Here is an 18,382-nt window from a genome sequence, read left to right as displayed (position 1 = left end):
CCGTCAAGTCTAGGAGCGGCCGCCGACATTGGATCCGGAAGGCCCCTCAGCGCATCCGATCAGCGTCGGGCGGGGAGCTGGAAGGCGTCTTCGGCGCGGGATCGGGCCCCCACGAGACCCGCAGAACAGCGGCGCTCACCCCGGTGAGAACGGCGGCGCCGAGCGGCGCCAGCCAGGCGAATCCGGGTCCGTGCAACGGCGGCACGGCGAGCAGCATGAGCGTCGCGGCCGATTGCGCGATCGCCTGGATCAGAAGCAGACGGCGCACGCCGGGCAGCAGCACGGCGGGCCGGATGCGGGAGCGCCACGGCACGGCCCACGCCCAGGCGGCGAGGACGTGCGCGGCATGGATGAGCAGGACCGCCAGGGCCGTGCGGCCGGCCGACGGCTCGGTCAGGATCATGCCCACCGCCATGCACGCGATGCCGATCCAGGACCCCATCGATCGTGGGACGATCACCGAGAGGAGCGATGCGCCTCCCGCCACCCACCACCACAGCGGATACGGGTTCAGCAGCAGAACGCCGCCGGTGATGATCGCCGCTGTGCCGATGCGCAGCACCGGTGCCGGTAGCGAACCCGGCGCGATCAGCTCATGCGGACCCCTCATCTCCGCGCTCCGCGTCCGCGATCGCGTCGCGCGGTGCGGGCCGCGATCCGGAGGGCCGCCATCGGATCGTCCGCATCCCAGGAGATCACCTCGACTCCGGCGCCGCGGAGATCCTCGAGCACGCCGGCACGTTCGAGCAGCAGGGTGCGCATCGCGAGGTTCTGCGCCGGGGTCAGCCGCTGCGTCCGCGGCGCCGGCAGCACGTCGATCGCCACGACAGCCTGTCCTCCCGCGCTCCAGCGCAGCGCGAGATCCGCCGCGACCCCGTCGAAGAACGTCGAGAGCACGAACACGATGGACCCCGGCGGCACCGGTGGTGTGCGCCGGTACCGAGTGCCGTCGCCGTCCACGCCGGTGCCGGCGATCACGCCGCGCAGCCGCTCCAGATGCCGGGCGCCGGATCCGCTGCGCAGCGAACGGCCGCCCGGTGAGAGCGCATGGAATGCGACGCGGTCACCGGCCCCGATCGCCGCTGTCGCGACCGACAGCGCGGCTTCCCGCCCGAAGTCCATCGATGTGGGGCCGCTGTGCGCGGTCGCGCCGCTGCCCCAGGTCGCCACCACCGCACCCAGGTCGTCCGCGGTGTCCAGCGCGATGACCACGGCACTGTCGCTCAGCGCGTTCGTGCGCCGCACCAGCAGTTCGCCGGGACGCCGGGCCATTCGCGCCGTCGCACGCCAGTCCACGCGGCGCAGCTCATCGCCCGGCGCGTACGGATGAATATCGCGGAAGTCGCCGCCGGTGCCTCCGCGCTGCCCGTCGTGGGCGCCGTGCAGACCGATCAGACGCGATGAGAGCGGGAGCTCGGCGACCCGCCGCGTCCGCGGCGCTGCCGCCCACATGGCAGAGAGACGCGCCGTCGGCGCGCTCGCCCAGGCGCCGTCGTGCTGCAGCGCCCGGGCTGAGACGGCGAGCGCCTCGGACGGACCGGAATGCAGCGTCCGGGTGCGGGTGCGCGCCGCCTCCCCCTGGCACGTCTCGACCTCGCCCGTGCGCTCGCCGCCCTGATCGACGGCGAGCTGGATCCACTCCGCGTCCGTCACGAGCTCGATCCGGCCCTGCACGGATTCCCGGTCCGCCGCCGCGTCCACGCTCAACTCGATCTCCATCGACGTCGATCGAGGCGGTCGCGCCAGCGCCCACACCCCGGCGAGCGCGAGCGGGAGCCCTGCGGCGATCACGTCGGGACGGCCGAACACCAGGCCCGCGCCCGCGAGGAGAACCGCCCCGGCGAACGCCGCAGCCAGGATGGGCGTGCGCTGCCAGTCCAACCACGCGCGCAGCGTCGAGTGGCTCTCAGTCATGTGCGGATCGCACCCGCTTCCGCCACTGTCGGCGGCACGGGGGTCGCGTTGACGACCGCGGCGACGACGCCCGCCGGATCCACGCCCTGCGCCCACGCCTGAGGTGTGAGGGTCAGCCGGTGCGCGAGCACGGGGACCGCGATGCGCTTGACGTCGTCGGGGCGGACGTAGCCCCGTCCTTCGATGGCCGCGACGGCCCGTGCGAGCAGGATCAGCGCCTGCGATCCACGCGGCGAAGCCCCGACCGCGACGTTCTGAGCAGTACGGGTGGCACGGGCAAGGTGCACGGCATAGCGGATCAGGTCGTCCTCGACGTGGATCCGTTCGACTGCCGCCTGGAGCGCGAGCAGCTCCACGGCGTCGATCACGGCGTCCACCTCCTTGTGCTCCCGCTGCCGACGGATGCGCTGTTCGACGATGCCCGCCTCGTTCTCGGGCTCCGGGTACCCCACCGCGAGCCGCACCATGAACCGGTCCAGCTGCGCTTCGGGCAACGCGTACGTGCCCTCGTATTCGATCGGGTTCGATGTCGCAATCACATGGAACGGGTCGGGCAGGGGGTACCGCCGTCCCTCGACCGTCACCTGACGCTCCGCCATCGCCTCGAGCATCGCGGACTGGGTCTTCGGCGTGGTGCGGTTGATCTCGTCCGCGAGCAACAGGCCGGTGAAGATCGGACCGGGGCGGAATCGGAACTCCCCCGAGTCCGGGGCGTACACGAAGGATCCGGTGACGTCGCCCGGGAGCATGTCCGGCGTGCATTGCAGCCGTCGGAACTCCAACCCGAGCGCCGCCGCGAGGCTGCGGGCGGCGAGCGTCTTGCCCAGACCGGGGACGTCCTCGAACAGCACATGACCACCGGCGAGGATCGTGGCCAGAGCCAGCGTCAGCGGCTCGTCCATACCGACGACCGCGGTGCGCACGCCCGCGAGTACTCGCGCCGCCGCATCGGTGATGGCGGCGGCATCGCCGTCTCTGGTCTGATCGATGCTCATGCTCACTCCGTGGTCGTCGTGGCGGACAGGGGTCGGGTCGAGGGGACGGTCGGTTGCTCCAATGCGCGCAGGAGCCGTTCGAGATCGGGACGGCGCATCTCGGCGGCCACGAGCACGGCCTGCGAGCCCGGTCCGAGGATCGTGTCGACCGCGTCGGCGTCCGCGTCCTGCGCGGTCAGCCCGTGCTCGCGCAGACGCCGGTCGGCAAGCGCGGTGACGCGACGGCGCAGCGAGATCCCCACGACGCCGGTGCGGGCGTCCACGGCCCAGGCGAGGCGAGAGACATCGGACCCGCGCTGGAACTGTTCGGGTGGTGGCGGAGGCCACGGACCGGACTCATCGAGGAAGCTCTGCTGCGCGATCAGGAGCGCGGCGGCGAAGGCGAGGATCCATGCGATCCCGAACGGGAGCGGGACGCCGAGGAAGCTGAGCAGCAACGCGACGGGAACGCCGATGACGATCCACAGCACGACCAGCACGATCCACCGCTTCACCGCCAGGCCTCCTCGATGGTCGCGAGGCACCGACGCGCGGTGGCGCGCCCGGTCTCATCGGCCCGCGCGCCGCCGAAGCGCACGGATTCGTAGAGTCCGAGCAGGGTCTCCAGCTCGCCGTCCAGTCCCGGCCGCCGGCGCAGGATCCGCAGCGTGAACTCCCCCGGCGTCTCGGACGGCACTCGGGCCCGCCCGGCGCGAGCCGATGCCTCCTCGAGGCGCACCCAGGCAGCGACGATCGCATCACCGGGGTCACGGTGCCCGTCGATCTCCTCCTGCGCGTCCGCCGCCGCCGTGCGGATCGCCCCCGCATCCACCGGCTCTTCTCCGCCCCCCGAGATCTCACCGACCTCGACCGCGCTGCCGGTCTCGCGGCTCAGCGGGCGCCCGGCCCAGAGGGCACGAGCCATGCGCCAGAACAGCCAGGCGAGCAGCAGCAGGAAGCCGAGAGCGACCACGAGCTCGATCACGACGAGGACGACGCCCAGGATCGGGCTGTCGGGAAGCTCCGCTCCCCCGGCGCCGGGCGTCTGAGTGCCGGGCCCGGGGGTCGGCGCCGGGATCCGATGCTCGAAGGCGATGTCGCCGAACTGCGGAACTCCCTGCAGGGACGAGATGGCCATGAGCAGCGCGGCCAGAAACACCACACCGGCGAACATTCCCGAAAGCGGAAGGGTGCGAAGGCGCCGGTCGTCGCGGACCATTCCCTCACCCTACGTGCTGACACCCGCCACCGCGATCACCGAGAACCGTCCGTCGCGGGCCTGGCCGCGCAGAGACAGCGTCAGAGATCGACAGCGCCGGCGAACCGGTTCAGCGCGTCGCGCACGGCTTCCACTTCGGGCACCGTCATGCCGAGCCGCGCCATCACCTGCCGGGGAACGTCCAACGCTTGCGTTCGCAGTGCCGCGCCGCGCGACGTGAGAGCGATGTCGAGTCGGCGTTCGTCGGCGGCACTGCGCTGACGCTCTATCAGCCCGTCGGACTCGAGTCGCTTCACGAGGGGCGAGGCCGTCGCCGGATCCATGGCGAGGGCCGTCGCCAGTTCCCCCAGCGACCGCGGAGACTGCTCCCACAGCGCCAGCATCGCCAGGTACTGGGGATGCGTGAGACCGAGGGGCTCGAGGATCGGCCGGTAGACACCGACCACGTTGCGCGCGGCCGTCACGAGGGCGAAGCACAACTGGTTGTCCAAGCGGAGCAGGTCGTCGGGGGTGGGATCGATCACCCCGACATGTTACCAACCGCCCTAATCATTAGTACACTAATAATCATGACGAACAATCCCGTGGAACGACCGCCGCTCCGGCAGCGCATCCGTGAGGCGGGGGGCCTCTATGCATGGATCAACACCAACCTGATCCGCTTCGCCGGCCCGGCCTCGGTCGGCCCCTACGAGGCGACACCGCCGCCGTCAGCCGCGGAACGCGCGCAGCGCGGCTGCCCGCTGTGCGGCGCCCCGATGACGGCGCACGAGATCGACCGCAGCGGCCCGAAGCCGCTCGTGCACTGTCCCTGAGCCCGCCCGGCGAGGTCACCTCGGAATCGCGTCGCGATGCCGCGCCCCCGCGTCCCGAGCGAGCGCATCATGCCGCGCCGGCATCCTCCCACAAGCGCATCACCCCGCACCGGCGCCGCCCGAAACCGCCTCACGCGGCACCGGCGTCCTCCCGCGCGAGATCTATCCATTCCATGAGCGCCCTGTCGTCGGCGATCGCCTCGGGCGCCACGTCGAGCCAGTTCTCGCTCATGGTGCGGGCGCCCATGACCGCGCGAGCGACTCCTTGCCCGGTCAGCAGCACCGCGCCGCGCTCCGCGCCGACGCGCACCAGCAGCACCCCACCCTTGCGCGCGCCCACCAGGATCCGCCCTTCGCTGAGGAAGGCGCGACTGCCGAACATCGCGCGCTCCTCGACGTCATCCGTACCGCCGAGCAGCGCGCGGATCCGGTCGGCCAATTCAGCCACCGACGCGTCCACCATGTGGCCTCCTCCGCCATGGGCGCTCTGCACGATCGAGTCAGGCGTGTCCGGCCCGCTCCATGGCACGCAGCTCCTTCTTCAGGTCCTGCACCTCGTCGCGCAGGCGCGCGGCGAGCTCGAACTTCAGCTCTCCGGCCGCGGCCAGCATCTGCGCGGACAGATCCGCGATCGTCTCCTCGAGCTGCTCCGCACCCTCGGCCGCGATGCCCACGCGCCGCAGGTTCGGAGTCGGCGATTTGCCTCGCCCGGACTTGGTGCGCTTGGCGAGCATCTCGGCGGTGTCCGCCCCTTCGCGCGCGAGCACATCGGTGATGTCCGCGATGCGCTTGCGCAGCGGCTGAGGATCGATGCCGTTCGCCGTGTTGTACGCGATCTGCTTCTCACGTCGGCGCTCGGTCTCCTCGATCGCTTTGCTCATCGAGTCGGTCATGTTGTCGGCGTACATGTGCACCTGACCGGACACGTTGCGCGCCGCTCGGCCGATGGTCTGGATGAGTGACGTGCCGCTGCGGAGGAACCCCTCCTTGTCCGCATCGAGGATCGCGACCAGCGACACCTCCGGCAGGTCGAGGCCCTCGCGAAGCAGGTTGATGCCGACGAGCACATCGTAGACACCCGCCCGCAGCTCGGTGAGCAGCTCGACGCGGCGCAGAGTGTCGACGTCCGAGTGCAAGTAGCGGACCCTGACCCCGTGCTCCCCCAGGAAGTCGGTGAGTTCCTCCGCCATCTTCTTCGTGAGCGTGGTGACGAGCACGCGCTCATCACGTTCGACCCGCAGCCGGATCTCCTCGAGCAGGTCGTCGATCTGCCCCTTCGAGGGCTTCACGACGATCTCCGGATCCACGAGCCCGGTCGGCCGGATGATCTGCTCGACGACGCCGTCGGCGATGCCCATCTCGTACTTGCCGGGGGTCGCAGAGAGGTAGACGGTCTGCCCGATCCGGTTCTTGAACTCATCCCACCGCAGCGGGCGGTTGTCCAGCGCGCTGGGCAACCGGAAGCCGTGGTCGACGAGGGTGCGCTTGCGGGATGCATCGCCCTCATACATGGCTCCGATCTGGGGCACCGTCGCATGCGACTCATCGATGACGAGCAGGAAGTCGTCGGGGAAGAAGTCCAGCAGCGTGTGCGGGGGCTCGCCCGCCTCGCGGCCATCCATGTGCCGCGAGTAGTTCTCGATGCCGGAGCAGAAGCCGAGCTGCTGCAGCATCTCCAGGTCGAACGATGTCCGCATGCGCAGCCGTTGCGCCTCGAGCAGCTTGCCCTGGCGTTCGAGCTCGGCGAGCCGCTCTGTGAGCTCCTCCTCGATCTGGCCGATCGCCCGCTGGACGACGTCGGTGCCGGCCACATAGTGCGAGGCGGGGAAGATCGGCACGGAATCCAGCTTGGCGATCACCTCTCCGGTGAGCGGATGCAGCGAGTACAGCGCCTCGATCTCGTCACCGAACAGCTCGATGCGGATCGCGTGCTCCTCGTAGACGGGGATGATCTCGATCGTGTCGCCGCGCACGCGGAAGTTGCCGCGGGAGAAGTCGACATCGTTGCGGTTGTACTGCATGGCGATGAACTGCCGGATCAGCGCATCGCGGTCGTAGCGCTCCCCCACCTGCAGCGCGACCATCGCCCGCAGGTACTCCTCCGGCGCGCCGAGCCCGTAGATGCACGACACCGTGGAGACGACCACCACGTCGCGGCGGCTGAGCAGCGAGTTCGTCGTGGAGTGACGCAGCCGCTCCACCTCGGCGTTGACCGACGAGTCCTTCTCGATGAAGGTGTCCGTCTGCGGGACGTAGGCCTCGGGCTGGTAGTAGTCGTAGTACGAGACGAAGTACTCGACGGCATTGTTCGGCATCAGGTCGCGGAACTCGTTCGCCAGCTGCGCGGCCAGCGTCTTGTTGTGCGCGAGCACCAGCGTGGGGCGCTGCACCTGCTCGATGAGCCACGCCGTGGTCGCGGACTTGCCGGTTCCGGTCGCGCCGAGCAGCACCACGTCGGTCTCACCCGCGTTGATGCGCGCCGCGAGCTCGGAGATGGCCTGCGGCTGATCACCGGCGGGCACGTACTCCGAGACGACTTCGAACGGCCGGACCGAACGCGTGGGTTGCATCCCTTAACACTACGAGGAGCCTCCGACATTGGCGTCGGGGGCTCCTCGATGGATCCCAAGGGATCAGGCGTCGTGGACCTTGGGCCCCACGACCGGACCGTTGTCGAGGGCCGAGATCAGACCATCGATCTTTCGCGTCCCGTCCGTGCTCACCCCCGAGATGTTCAGAGTCAGCGAATTCAGCGGAGGCACGGCGGATCCGGCGTTGTACGCCAGGTCGAACCCAGTGATACCGGCGTAGCAGGTCACCGTCTGCGTCGCTGTGAGCGTCACCGACGTCGCCGTGCGACTGGCGACGGTCCAGACATTCCCGGCCGACGTGACAGTGGCCCCTGCGAGGGAGAATGCCGGGTCGCTGTTGTCGAAGGTGATCGTGGCGATCAGGTTGAACGGGGTCGAGAAGGTGTCGTTCGGGAAGCACGCCTCGACGCGCGACGAGGACGCAGACAGCACGCTGTCCTTCACGTTCGGCGAGGACTCGACGAGCGATCCGACACTCGTCGGGTTGGTGTTCGTGCTCGCGGCAGCCAACGGCGCGGCCGCCGCGACGGCGATGACGGGCACCGACCACGCGGCACCCTTGATTACGGTACGGCGCGAGAGGCCGCTCTTGACGTCGGTCATGATTCTGCACTCCAGATATCGGTTGAGCGAGAGGCTCAGAAACCGAGATCGCGCACGTCACAGGGTCGACGCGCACGACGGAGACGCCGCACGTCCAGCACCCAGATACTCCCCAGAGCTTTCCCCATTGTCCCCACAGCGCTTCCCCGCACTGCCCCGCGAGCGAACATATACGATCCAATCGAATATTGCAAACCATACGAACAAACCGCGCGATCGATCAGCGCTCCCCGCTGTCGCCCCCTTGTCATTCCGGCTCAGGGGGCAGCAGGCGGCAAACCCCGGTCGCTCACCTACAGTGGTGCCGTGCTCGAATTCGTGATCGGATCCAGCCTGGCTGCGGCGGCCGGCCTGAACGCCTGGATACCGCTGTTCCTGCTCGGCCTGGCGGCGAAGCTCCTGCCCGCCGTCGCCCTCCCCGCCGGCTGGTCCTGGTTGGGCAGCGACGTCGCCCTCTGGATCATCGGCGTCCTTCTGGTGCTGGAGGTCGTGGCGGACAAGATCCCCGCTCTGGATTCTCTGAACGACGTCGTGCACAGCATCATCCGACCCGCCGCCGGCGGCGTCGCCTTCGGCGCCGGCGCGAGCGCGCGGACCGTCGCCGTGGATGATCCCGGCGCGTTCTTCTCCGAGCACACCTGGATCCCCATCGTCGTCGGGATCGTCATCGCGCTCGCCGTGCACGCCGCCAAGGCCACTGGGCGGGTCGCGGCGAACGCAGCCACGGCGGGCGTCGCCGCCCCGGTGCTCAGCACGACGGAGGACATCGCCGCGTTCGTTCTGAGCGCGGCCGCGATCCTCGTCCCCGTCGTCGCGGCGATCCTGCTGGTCGTCCTGATCGTCGCAATCATCGTCGTCATGCGGCGACGGTCCCTGCGACGTCGCGCACGCACTCACGCGGAGTAGCCGTCAGCCTCCGCGCGTCCAGACGTACGGCGTGGTGGTCGTGACCTTGCGCATCCCGGAGCGCTCCAGGATCGGCCGGGAGAACTCGGTGGAGTCGGAATGCAGATATCGCAGCCCGCGATGCAGGGCTGCCTGCGCCCGCTTCGCCGTCAGCGCGCGGTACACGCCCCGCCCGCGCCACTCCGCAACGGTGGCGCCGCCCCAGATCCCGGCGAACTCGGTGCCGGCGACGGGTTCGAGGCGGCCTCCGCTGATCACGCGCCCTTCGGCCTCCGCGATCCACAGCACGACGTCGTCGCCGGCCGCGACACGCGCGATCGTGCGCTGCACCCTCTCGGCGCCATCGCCGTGCCCGAAGACGGCCGCCTGCATCCGCTCCATCTCCACGATGTCCGTCTCGTCCCGGATCTCGCGCAGCACCACGCCCTCGGGCACCGGCACTGCGCCGGCGAGGGCAGCCGCTTCGCCGAGCATCACCGACTCCGCCTCCTGCGGTACGAAACCCGCATCGCGCAACGCCTCCTCGAGGCCGGGAGCGACGTCGTGTCCGCGCGTCTTCCACTCCGCGGAGCGCACCTCCGGCAACACCTCGAAGTGAGCACGCGCTTCCCGCACGAGCGCTCGGATCCGCCGCTCGCCCAGGCCTGCGAGATCGACGTAGCTCGCGAATCCGGCACCGCCGGGAAAGAGACCGACCGAGACAGGGCCGATGCTCCGCACATCCGCGGCACCTGCCAACTCCGCCTCTCCGCGCAGCTGCAGATCATATGCCGCCAGCAGATCCGTCACGCCCGCGCCTCGGTCCGCAGCCGCTGCCACAGCTCGTCCGTCTGGCGGAGGGTGTCCGCGAGCGAGCTCGCCGTATCGACGAGCACGTCCGCGATCTCGCGACGGCGCTCGTCCGACACCTGCGAGGCGATCCGCTTGCGCGCCTCGTCTCGGTCGAGACCTCGTTCCGTCACCAGCCGGTCCTCGCGCACAGAGGCCGGGGCGTCGGCGACGACGATCAGATCCCAGGGATCGTCCACCCGCGCCTCCACCAGCAGCGGGACGTCGTAGACCACGACAGCGGCGGGATCCGCCGCCAGGGCCGCCGCGAACCGGCGCTGCGACTCGGCCTTCACGGCGGGATGCACGATGGCGTTCAGACGGCCGAGCGCCTCGGCGTCGCCGAAGACCCGTGCTCCGAGCCTCGCGCGATCCAACGCGCCGTCGGGCTGGATCATCTCGGCGCCGAATTCGGCCGCGATGCGCGCGAGCACTGGTGAGCCCGGTGCCTGCACGTCGCGGACGATCCGATCGGCGTCGATGACGACGGCGCCGTGCTCGGCGAGCCGTGCCGCGATCGTGGATTTGCCCGACGCGATACCGCCGGTGAGCGCGATGAGGGGCATGCTGCCAGTCTTGCACGGGGATCCGCTGCTCGCCGTCAGGGCCGACTGCTCCCTCCCTGGGAAGACGGATCCGCCGCACGCAACGCGACCTCGGCCGCCAGGGCAGCCAGAGCGCACATCCCGATCACGATCCCCCCGAACCACGCCCAACCCCATGAGCCGAAAGCGATCCCGAGTGCCCACCCGAACAGGCTCGATCCCGCGTAGTACGCGAAGTAATACAGCGACGACGCCTGCGCACGGCTCTCCGCGGAGGCAGCGACCGGCGTCCAGCCGGACGCCACCGCGTGCGCGCCGAAGAATCCCGCGGTGAAGAGCAGCAGGCCGACGAGCACGATGATCGTGAGCGGCGCGAGCATGAGGGCGGCTCCCCCAGCCATCACCGCGACCGAACCCAGCAGCACGGGGAAGCGTCCGGCCGTCGACGCGAGGACGCCGGCCCACGGCGAAGACGCGGTGCCCGCCAGATACGCGAGGAACAGCAGCGTCACGAACCAGACGGGCAGCGCGAACGGCGGCGAGGCGAGGTGGAACCCGAGGTAGTTGTACACCGCCACGAAGGCACCCATCAGCAGGAACGCCTGAGCGTAGAGTGCGAGCTGGCGGGGCGATCGCAGCAGGCCGAGGATCCGCGCCAGCACGCCGGAGCCGCGGCCGGCACGTCGCCGCAGCGGCACGAAGCCCTGCGACCGCGGCGCAAGCCAGAGGAACAACGCGGCGGCGACGGCGCAGAGTCCCGTCGCTGCCCACACGCCCGTCTGCCAGCCCGCGACCTCGGCGACCAGACCCGACACGATCCGGCCTGCGAGCCCGCCGACCGTGGTGCCGGCGATGTAGCTGCCCGCGGCAGCGGCCGCGTGGCGAGGGCCGACCTCCTCGGAGAGGTAGGCGAGGGCGACGGCGGGCACGGCGCCCAGTGCGACCCCCTCGGCGCACCGCAGGGCGAGCAGGACGCCGATGTCTCCGCTGAACGGCGCGAGCAGCCCCAGCGCGGTGGCCGTGATCACCCCGACCGCCATCGCCGGTACTCTCCCGATCCGGTCGGCGACGACCGACCAGCCGATCACCGAGGCCGCAAGACCCAGCGTGGCCGCGGAGACGCTCAGTGCGGCGGTCGCCGGGTCCACGGCGAGATCGCGGGCCAGTTGCGGCAGCACGGCCTGCGGCGCGTACAGCTGCGCAAACGTCGCGATGCCCGCAAAGAAAAGTCCGAGGATGAGCCTCCGGTACGCGGGGGATCTCGGGGCGTGACCGACGAACGTCACCGAACGCGGATCCGCCCGTGCGCATCGCGAGCACCCAGAGCGATCGCATCCATGGTCTCCATCCTCACACGTCCGTGCGGCCATGATTCACGGCGAACCACCGCTGCGGGCTCAGTCGCCCTTCCGGCATCCATCCGGGTACGCAGAACGGGCCGCCACCCCGCCCGAAGGCGAGGCGACGGCCCGTTCTGAAGGGTGATGCTGCTTACGCGTTGCCGCCCGAGAGCTTCTCGCGCAGAGCCGCGAGAGCCTCGTCGTCGGCCAGCGTGCCGGCACCGGCGGAGTCGCTCGAGAACGACTGCGCGGCCGCGCCGAAGTCGTCGCCCGCAGCAGCCTCGGCCTCGGCGGCCTTGATGACCTGAGCCTTGTGCGCCTCCCAGCGAGCCTGGGCAGCCGCGTACTCCTGCTCCCAAGCCTCGCGCTGAGCGTCGAAGCCGTCCTTCCAGGCACCGGTCTCGGCGTCGAAGCCCTCCGGGTACTTGTACTCGCCGTTCTCGTCGTACTCGGCGAGCATGCCGTACAGGGCCGGGTCGAACTCGGTGCCGTAGGGGTCGACCGACTCGTTGGCCTGCTTCAGCGACAGCGAGATGCGACGGCGCTCGAGGTCGATGTCGATGACCTTGACGAAGACCTCTTCGCCCACCGAGACGACCTGCTCAGCCAGCTCGACGTGCTTGCTGGACAGCTCGGAGATGTGCACGAGGCCCTCGATGCCGTCCGCGACGCGCACGAACGCACCGAACGGAACCAGCTTGGTGACCTTGCCCGGCGTGACCTGGCCGATGGCGTGGGTGCGGGCGAAGACCTGCCACGGGTCCTCCTGCGTCGCCTTCAGCGACAGGGAGACGCGCTCGCGGTCGAGGTCGACCTCGAGGATCTCGACGGTGACCTCCTGGCCCACCTCGACGACCTCGGAGGCGTGCTCGATGTGCTTCCAGGACAGCTCGGAGACGTGCACGAGGCCGTCCACACCGCCAAGGTCGACGAACGCACCGAAGTTCACGATCGACGACACGACGCCCTTGCGGACCTGGCCCTTGTGCAGGTTGTTGAGGAACGTGGTGCGCGACTCGGACTGCGTCTGCTCGAGCAAGGCGCGGCGCGAGAGCACGACGTTGTTGCGGTTCTTGTCCAGCTCGAGGATCTTGGCCTCGATCTCCTGGCCGAGGTACGGCGTGAGGTCGCGGACGCGGCGCAGCTCGATGAGCGAGGCCGGCAGGAAGCCACGGAGGCCGATGTCGACGATGAGTCCACCCTTGACGACCTCGATGACCGATCCGGTGACGACGCCGTCGTTCTCCTTGATCTTCTCCACATCGCCCCAGGCGCGCTCGTACTGGGCGCGCTTCTTGGACAGGATCAGACGGCCTTCCTTGTCCTCCTTCTGGAGAACGAGGGCCTCGACCTGGTCGCCGACGGAGACGACCTCGTTGGGGTCGACGTCGTGCTTGATGCTCAGCTCGCGCGAGGGGATGACGCCCTCGGTCTTGTAGCCGACGTCGAGGAGGACCTCGTCGCGGTCGATCTTGACGATCGTGCCCTCGATGATGTCGCCGTCGTTGAAGAACTTCAGGGTCTTCTCGACCGCGGCCAGGAAGTCCTCGGCAGATCCGATGTCGTTGATCGCGACCTGCTTGGTGGCCGGGGCGGCCGTTGCGGTAGTCATGTAGTGGGTTGTCCTTGTTGATGGATACTCGGGCTGCGGCGCGCGCTCATCAGAGCATGGGATTGCCCCGCGGCGAATGAATGTGTCTTGGTCGTCACGCACGCGAGAGGATGCCCCCACGGGTGACACTTCATGCTATCAGGTCGCTGAGGGTTCCGCTGCCCGCGTTCCTGCGGCCCCTAGCCGCCGAGCGTCCTGCACAGCAGATGTTCAACGCCACGGGATCTCGCGATGTTCCCGCGGATCCGCGTGGGTGCTCCCCGCGGTTTCGACGGCCGCCCTTTCGACGAAGGCACTGGCAGACTGTGGGCATGACCGACGCCGCTCCCAAGCTGCTCCTCCTGGACACCGCCAGCCTCTACTTCCGCGCGTTCTACGGCGTGCCCGACGCGGTCAAGGCGCCGGACGGCACCTCGGTGAACGCGGCCCGCGGGCTGCTCGACATGATCGCGAAGCTCGTGTCCGCGTATCGCCCGACGCACCTCGTCGCCTGCTGGGACGATGATTGGCGTCCGCAGTGGCGCGTCGACCTCATCCCGAGCTACAAGGCGCACCGCGTCGTCGAGGTGGTCCCGGGCGGCGCGGATGTCGAGGAGGTTCCGGACCCGCTCGAGGCGCAGATCCCGATCATCCGCGAGGCGCTCGGCGTACTGCGGATCCCGATCATCGGCGTCGCGGAGCACGAGGCCGACGATGTGATCGGCACCTTGGCGACCGTGTCCGACATGCCCGTCGACATCATCACCGGAGACCGCGACCTGTTCCAGCTCGTCGACGACGGCCGTGGTGTCCGCGTGATCTACACCGCCCGCGGGATGAGCAATCTCGAGGACGTCACCGAGGAGACCGTGGTGCGCAAGTACGGCGTGCTGCCCAGCCAGTACGCCGACTTCGCCACGATGCGCGGCGACGCCTCCGACGGGTTGCCCGGAGTCGCGGGCGTCGGGGAGAAGACCGCGGCGAACCTCCTCGCCGTGCACGGCGACCTCGCGGCGATCCGCACCGCCGCCGAGGGGGCGGAGGGGATGTCGGCGAGCGTGGCGAAGAAGATCCTCGCCGCATCGGACTATCTCGACGTCGCCCCCACCGTGGTGCGCGTCGCGACCGCGCTGCCGATCGCCGTTCCTGCCGAGGCCCTGCGGCCGCTCGACGCCGCCGAGACCGCCACCGCGGTCGGGGTCGCGGAACGCTGGAACCTCGGCACGTCGATGGCACGTGCGTTGGAGGCGCTCAGCCGCACGGCCTGAGCCGTCGCCCGTCCCTCCCAGGGCTCGAACGGCCCGTCTTCGGTGCGACTCAACCGGCCCAGCGCAGCAGCCGGTCGAGCCCCCAGGTCGTCACGATCCGCTCTGCGGGGACGCCGGCGCGCTCGGCACGCTGGGCTCCGTGGTCCAGCAGCGACAGCTGCCCTGGCGCGTGCGCGTCGGAGTCGATCGAGAACAGGCAGCCGATCTCGAGCGCGAGTGCGAGGAGCCCGTCCGGCGGATCGTTCCGCTCCGGTCTCGAGTTGATCTCGAGGGCGACGCCGTTCTCGGCGCACGCCTCGAACACCGCCCTGGCATCGAACCTCGAGGGCGGGCGAGTGCCCCGCTCCCCCTGCACGAGTTGACCTGTGACATGTCCGAGCACGCTGACACGCGGGTTCGAGACCGCCGCGACCATGCGCCGGGTCATCGGCCCCGGCTCCATCGCGAGCTTGGAATGCACCGAGGCGACCACGACGTCCAGTTCGCCGAGCAGCCGGTCCTCCTGGTCCAGGCGCCCGTCGTCGAGGATGTCGACCTCGATCCCGGTGAGCATCGTGAACCCCTCACCACTGAGCGCACGCACCTGCGGCAGCTGCAGACGCAGCCGCTCAGCGGTCAGGCCGCGCGCCACGCGCAACCGCGGCGAATGGTCGGTGATGGCGAGGTACTCGTGCCCCAGGGCGCGGGCGGCGTCCGCCATCGCCTCGATCGAGGTCGTCCCGTCCGACCATTCGGTGTGCGCGTGCAGATCTCCGCGCAGCCGGGAACGCAGCTCCGAGACGATCTCCGGTTCGACCTCGCCGCGAAGCTCGACGAGGTAGGACGGCGTCTGCCCGTCGAGTGCCTGCCGGATGACCTCGAACGTCGAGGATCCGATCCCTTTCGCCTGCTGGATCCGATTCAGATCCGACCGTGCGTCCTCGGGGAGCTCGGCATAGGTCGCCGCGGCGGCGCGGAACGCCTTGGCCCGATAGCGCGACGCCCGCTCGCGCTCGAGCAGCCTGGCGATCTCGAGCAGCGCCTCTTGCGGATCCATGCCGACAGTCCCCTGCGCCGCTCAGCTCGCGGCGAGCTCCTTGGATGTCGCGACCCACGCGTCCAGCTTCGCGAGCGCGCGCCCGTCGTCGACGGCTGCTTCAGCCAGGCCCAGGGCCGCGCGCAGCCGCTGCACGATCGGCACCTGCGCCTGGGACGCGTCGTGGGACAGCTCGTAGGCGACGATGCCGGCCGCCGCGTTCAGCAGCACGATGTCGCGCACGGCGCCGCGCTCGCCTTCCAGCGTGCGGCGCAGCACGCCCGCGTTGTGCTCCGGGGAACCGCCGATGAGGTCGGCGAGATCGGCGAGCGGGATGCCCAGGTCGCGCGGATCCAGGTCGTGCTCGTGGATGTCTCCGCGGGTGACCTCCCAGATACGGCTGTGGCCCGTCGTCGTGAGCTCGTCCAGTCCGTCGTCACCGCGGAACACGAGAGCCGTGGCGCCGCGGGTGCGGAACACGCCGGTGATGAGCGGCACCCGGTCGAGCTGGGCGACGCCCACCGCATTCGCTTCGGCGCGCGCCGGGTTGCACAGCGGGCCGAGCATGTTGAACACGGTCGGCACACCGAGCTCTGCGCGGACGGCGCCCGCGTTCTTGAACCCGGGGTGGAACGCCCCCGCCCAGGCGAACGTGATGCCGGTGCGGTCCAGGATCTCGGCGACGGCCTGCGGGTCGAGGGTGAGCTGGAGGCCGAGCGCACCGAGCACGTCGGAGGATCCGGACGCCGAGCTGGCCGCGCGATTTCCGTGCTTGACGACGGGGATGCCGGTCGCCCCGATGATGATGGCGGCGGTGGTGGACACGTTCACGGTCCCGATCCGGTCTCCCCCGGTTCCCACGATGTCCAGCACATCCGAGGACACGGGCAGCGGCACGGCCGCTTCCAGGATCGCGTCACGGAAGCCGACCACCTCGTCGATCGTCTCCCCCTTGGCGCGCAGCCCGACGAGGAAGCCGGCCAGCTGCGCCTGAGTGGCCTGCCCGCGCATCACCTGACGCATCGCCCAGGTCGACTCGTAGACGCTCAGGTCACGCCCGGCGAGGAGCGTGGAGAGGACATCGGGCCAGGTCAGAACATCCGCCATGCCAGCGATCCTAGCGATGTGATGCAGTCGTGATCCCCGCTCCGGCACCCGGCGACCCGCCCGCAAGCCCGCGTCTCTCAGGGGATTCGCGGCTGGTTCCGAGGCCACACCGAGGCCCTGACGGGCTGAACCGCCGCCGCCGGTGCGACAATCGGCGTCTCGGATCGGCCATAATGGACGGGTGACGACCTCAGCGACGTATGCCCCGGCGGCGAGAACGATCAAGCGCCCCAACCCGGTGGCTGTGGGAACCATTGTCTGGCTCGGCAGTGAGGTGATGTTCTTCGCGGGACTCTTCGCGATCTACTTCACCCTGCGCAGCACCTCTCCGGAGCTCTGGGCATCGCGCACAGAGAGCCTGAACGTGCCGTTCGCCGCGATCAACACCCTGGTCCTGGTGGCGTCCTCGTTCACCTGCCAGATGGGTGTCTTCGCCGCGGAGCGCATGCAGCCCTACACGTCGGTGAACGACAAGGGACGCAAGCGCTGGGGCATGGTGCCGTGGTTCTGGCTGACCTTCGCGATGGGCGCGTTCTTCGTGTCCGGCCAGGTCTGGGAGTACTCGCAGCTGGTCGCGGAGGGCATGCCGATCTCGGCCGACTCCTACGCCTCCGCGTTCTACATCACCACGGGCTTCCACGCTCTGCACGTCACCGGCGGTCTGGTCGCGTTCCTGCTGACCCTCGGCCGCGCCTTCGCCGTCAAGAACTTCACGCACAAGGAGGCGACGACCGCGATCGTGGTGTCCTACTACTGGCACTTCGTCGACGTCGTCTGGATCGTGCTGTTCTTCGTCATCTATTTCCTCAAGTAAGAAGCGGAGCGGATTCCCGACATGGCACGTGAGAAGAAGCGCCGTACTGGCCGTCGCAGCCCCCTGGCCGCTGCGGCTCTGATCGGCGCAGGCCTGATGATCACCGGCGGCATCTACGCCGGTGCGAGTGCGGCGTTCGCCGCGACCGAGCCGGCGTCCGTCACCGCCGCGGTCTCGACCGAGGACGGGCAGAAGCTGTTCCAGGCGAACTGCGCCACCTGCCACGGCATGAACCTGCAGGGCACCGCCACCGGACCGAGCCTGTACGGCGTCGGCGAGCTCGCGGTCGAGTTCCAGATGTCCACCGGGCGCATGCCGCTGCAGATGCAGGGCCCGCAGGCTCCGCAGAAGCACCCGCAGTTCTCCGAGGAGCAGATCAAGAACGTCGCCGCCTGGGTCCAGTCCGTGGCGCCCGGCCCGACCTACCCCGAGGAGAAGATCCTCGACGGCAAGGGCGATGTCGCGCACGGTGCCGAGCTGTTCCGCATCAACTGCGCGATGTGCCACAACGTCGCGGGCGCCGGTGGCGCTCTGACGGAGGGCAAGTACGCCCCGGGCCTGATGAAGACCAGCGCACTGCACATGTACGCCGCCATGGTCACCGGTCCGCAGAACATGCCGGTCTTCGGCAACATGAACCTTTCGGCCGAAGACAAGCGCGACATCATCTCTGCGCTGCTCTTCCAGCAGAACGCGCCCCAGGTCGGCGGTATGGACCTCGGATCGCTCGGACCCGTCTCGGAGGGTCTGTTCATCTGGATCTTCGGCATCGGCGCATTGGTCGCCATCACCGTGTGGATCACGGCGAAGTCCAACTGACGCCGGCATATCGAAGAACGTACGAGGAGAACC

The 18,382-nt window shown here is 69.6% G+C and carries 20 protein-coding genes; 5 read left to right on the top strand and 15 right to left on the bottom strand.

All coding sequences use genetic code 11. From position 1 onward, the window contains the following. Window positions 1–46: 46 nt before the first annotated feature. The 6 genes from AB4078_RS17110 to AB4078_RS17085 all read right to left on the bottom strand — a co-directional run bounded on the left by AB4078_RS17110 (window position 47) and on the right by AB4078_RS17085 (window position 4,628). Window positions 47–610 carry a hypothetical protein gene (locus AB4078_RS17110; RefSeq protein WP_440731486.1) on the bottom strand — a complete coding sequence of 188 codons (564 nt, stop codon included), beginning with the start codon at window positions 608–610 and terminating at the stop codon, window positions 47–49. After that, window positions 607–1,914 (bottom strand): DUF58 domain-containing protein, encoded by a 1,308-nt coding sequence (locus tag AB4078_RS17105; RefSeq protein WP_441978129.1) that lies wholly within the window; start codon window positions 1,912–1,914, stop codon window positions 607–609. Before AB4078_RS17105 ends, AB4078_RS17110 begins: the two co-directional genes overlap by 4 nt. Beyond that, the gene (locus tag AB4078_RS17100; RefSeq protein WP_441978128.1) at window positions 1,911–2,909 is read right to left on the bottom strand and encodes an AAA family ATPase; all 999 of its coding nucleotides are present in this window, start codon (window positions 2,907–2,909) and stop codon (window positions 1,911–1,913) included. Before AB4078_RS17100 ends, AB4078_RS17105 begins: the two co-directional genes overlap by 4 nt. 2 nt (window positions 2,910–2,911) lie before the next feature. Next, the gene (locus AB4078_RS17095) at window positions 2,912–3,403 is read right to left on the bottom strand and encodes a hypothetical protein (protein WP_441978127.1); all 492 of its coding nucleotides are present in this window, start codon (window positions 3,401–3,403) and stop codon (window positions 2,912–2,914) included. Further along, complete coding sequence (locus AB4078_RS17090; RefSeq protein WP_440731482.1) at window positions 3,400–4,107, bottom strand: DUF4129 domain-containing protein; 708 nt, start codon at window positions 4,105–4,107, stop codon at window positions 3,400–3,402. Before AB4078_RS17090 ends, AB4078_RS17095 begins: the two co-directional genes overlap by 4 nt. 80 nt (window positions 4,108–4,187) lie before the next feature. Then, window positions 4,188–4,628, bottom strand: coding sequence for a MarR family winged helix-turn-helix transcriptional regulator (locus AB4078_RS17085; RefSeq protein WP_440732414.1), 441 nt, complete (start codon window positions 4,626–4,628; stop codon window positions 4,188–4,190). 48 nt (window positions 4,629–4,676) lie between these two features. Here AB4078_RS17085 and AB4078_RS17080 point away from each other — a divergent pair, with 48 nt between their 5' ends. Continuing rightward, window positions 4,677–4,922: a hypothetical protein gene (locus AB4078_RS17080; protein ID WP_440731481.1), complete on the top strand. Its 246-nt coding sequence runs from the start codon at window positions 4,677–4,679 to the stop codon at window positions 4,920–4,922. Between the two features lie 130 nt (window positions 4,923–5,052). On the opposite strand, the gene AB4078_RS17075 is transcribed toward AB4078_RS17080, so the two are convergent. From AB4078_RS17075 to AB4078_RS17065, 3 genes are all read right to left on the bottom strand, one after another. Continuing rightward, window positions 5,053–5,385: a TfoX/Sxy family protein gene (locus tag AB4078_RS17075; RefSeq protein WP_441978126.1), complete on the bottom strand. Its 333-nt coding sequence runs from the start codon at window positions 5,383–5,385 to the stop codon at window positions 5,053–5,055. Window positions 5,386–5,422: 37 nt separating this feature from the next. Then, a complete protein-coding gene (gene uvrB / locus AB4078_RS17070; protein WP_440731479.1) occupies window positions 5,423–7,492 on the bottom strand; it encodes an excinuclease ABC subunit UvrB in 2,070 nt (689 codons plus the stop codon). Window positions 7,493–7,555: 63 nt separating this feature from the next. Continuing rightward, on the bottom strand, window positions 7,556–8,116 hold the full coding sequence (locus tag AB4078_RS17065) for a hypothetical protein (protein WP_440731478.1): 561 nt from the start codon (window positions 8,114–8,116) through the stop codon (window positions 7,556–7,558). Between the two features lie 306 nt (window positions 8,117–8,422). On the opposite strand from AB4078_RS17065, the gene AB4078_RS17060 reads away from it, so the two are divergent. Then, window positions 8,423–9,022 (top strand): DUF4126 domain-containing protein, encoded by a 600-nt coding sequence (locus AB4078_RS17060; protein ID WP_441978125.1) that lies wholly within the window; start codon window positions 8,423–8,425, stop codon window positions 9,020–9,022. Between the two features lie 3 nt (window positions 9,023–9,025). Here AB4078_RS17060 and AB4078_RS17055 read toward each other — a convergent pair whose 3' ends face one another. From AB4078_RS17055 to rpsA, 4 genes are all read right to left on the bottom strand, one after another. Further along, window positions 9,026–9,811 carry a GNAT family N-acetyltransferase gene (locus AB4078_RS17055; RefSeq protein WP_441978124.1) on the bottom strand — a complete coding sequence of 262 codons (786 nt, stop codon included), beginning with the start codon at window positions 9,809–9,811 and terminating at the stop codon, window positions 9,026–9,028. After that, window positions 9,808–10,416: a dephospho-CoA kinase gene (coaE, locus tag AB4078_RS17050; protein ID WP_441978123.1), complete on the bottom strand. Its 609-nt coding sequence runs from the start codon at window positions 10,414–10,416 to the stop codon at window positions 9,808–9,810. Before coaE ends, AB4078_RS17055 begins: the two co-directional genes overlap by 4 nt. 35 nt (window positions 10,417–10,451) lie before the next feature. After that, the gene (locus tag AB4078_RS17045) at window positions 10,452–11,681 is read right to left on the bottom strand and encodes an MFS transporter (RefSeq protein ID WP_441978122.1); all 1,230 of its coding nucleotides are present in this window, start codon (window positions 11,679–11,681) and stop codon (window positions 10,452–10,454) included. A 205-nt stretch (window positions 11,682–11,886) separates the two neighbouring features. Beyond that, window positions 11,887–13,347 carry a 30S ribosomal protein S1 gene (gene rpsA / locus AB4078_RS17040; protein ID WP_440731473.1) on the bottom strand — a complete coding sequence of 487 codons (1,461 nt, stop codon included), beginning with the start codon at window positions 13,345–13,347 and terminating at the stop codon, window positions 11,887–11,889. 311 nt (window positions 13,348–13,658) lie between these two features. Between rpsA and AB4078_RS17035 the strand changes: the two genes are divergently transcribed. Beyond that, complete coding sequence (locus AB4078_RS17035; RefSeq protein ID WP_440731472.1) at window positions 13,659–14,594, top strand: 5'-3' exonuclease; 936 nt, start codon at window positions 13,659–13,661, stop codon at window positions 14,592–14,594. A gap of 49 nt (window positions 14,595–14,643) precedes the next feature. Here the strand turns inward: AB4078_RS17035 and AB4078_RS17030 are convergent, their stop codons facing one another. Together AB4078_RS17030 and trpD are read right to left on the bottom strand one after the other, a co-directional pair. Continuing rightward, window positions 14,644–15,630 carry a PHP domain-containing protein gene (locus AB4078_RS17030; RefSeq protein ID WP_441978121.1) on the bottom strand — a complete coding sequence of 329 codons (987 nt, stop codon included), beginning with the start codon at window positions 15,628–15,630 and terminating at the stop codon, window positions 14,644–14,646. Between the two features lie 21 nt (window positions 15,631–15,651). Further along, complete coding sequence (gene trpD / locus AB4078_RS17025) at window positions 15,652–16,716, bottom strand: anthranilate phosphoribosyltransferase (protein WP_441978120.1); 1,065 nt, start codon at window positions 16,714–16,716, stop codon at window positions 15,652–15,654. Window positions 16,717–16,897: 181 nt separating this feature from the next. Here trpD and ctaE point away from each other — a divergent pair, with 181 nt between their 5' ends. Next, window positions 16,898–17,530 (top strand): aa3-type cytochrome oxidase subunit III, encoded by a 633-nt coding sequence (gene ctaE, locus AB4078_RS17020; RefSeq protein WP_440731470.1) that lies wholly within the window; start codon window positions 16,898–16,900, stop codon window positions 17,528–17,530. A 21-nt stretch (window positions 17,531–17,551) separates the two neighbouring features. Further along, on the top strand, window positions 17,552–18,349 hold the full coding sequence (gene qcrC / locus AB4078_RS17015) for a cytochrome bc1 complex diheme cytochrome c subunit (protein ID WP_441978119.1): 798 nt from the start codon (window positions 17,552–17,554) through the stop codon (window positions 18,347–18,349). Window positions 18,350–18,382: the final 33 nt, after the last annotated feature.

The sequence above is a fragment of the Microbacterium sp. 2MCAF23 genome, assembly GCF_052115565.1.
In the GTDB taxonomy this organism is placed as follows: domain Bacteria; phylum Actinomycetota; class Actinomycetes; order Actinomycetales; family Microbacteriaceae; genus Microbacterium.
This window is presented reverse-complemented; position numbering and strand designations above follow the sequence as displayed.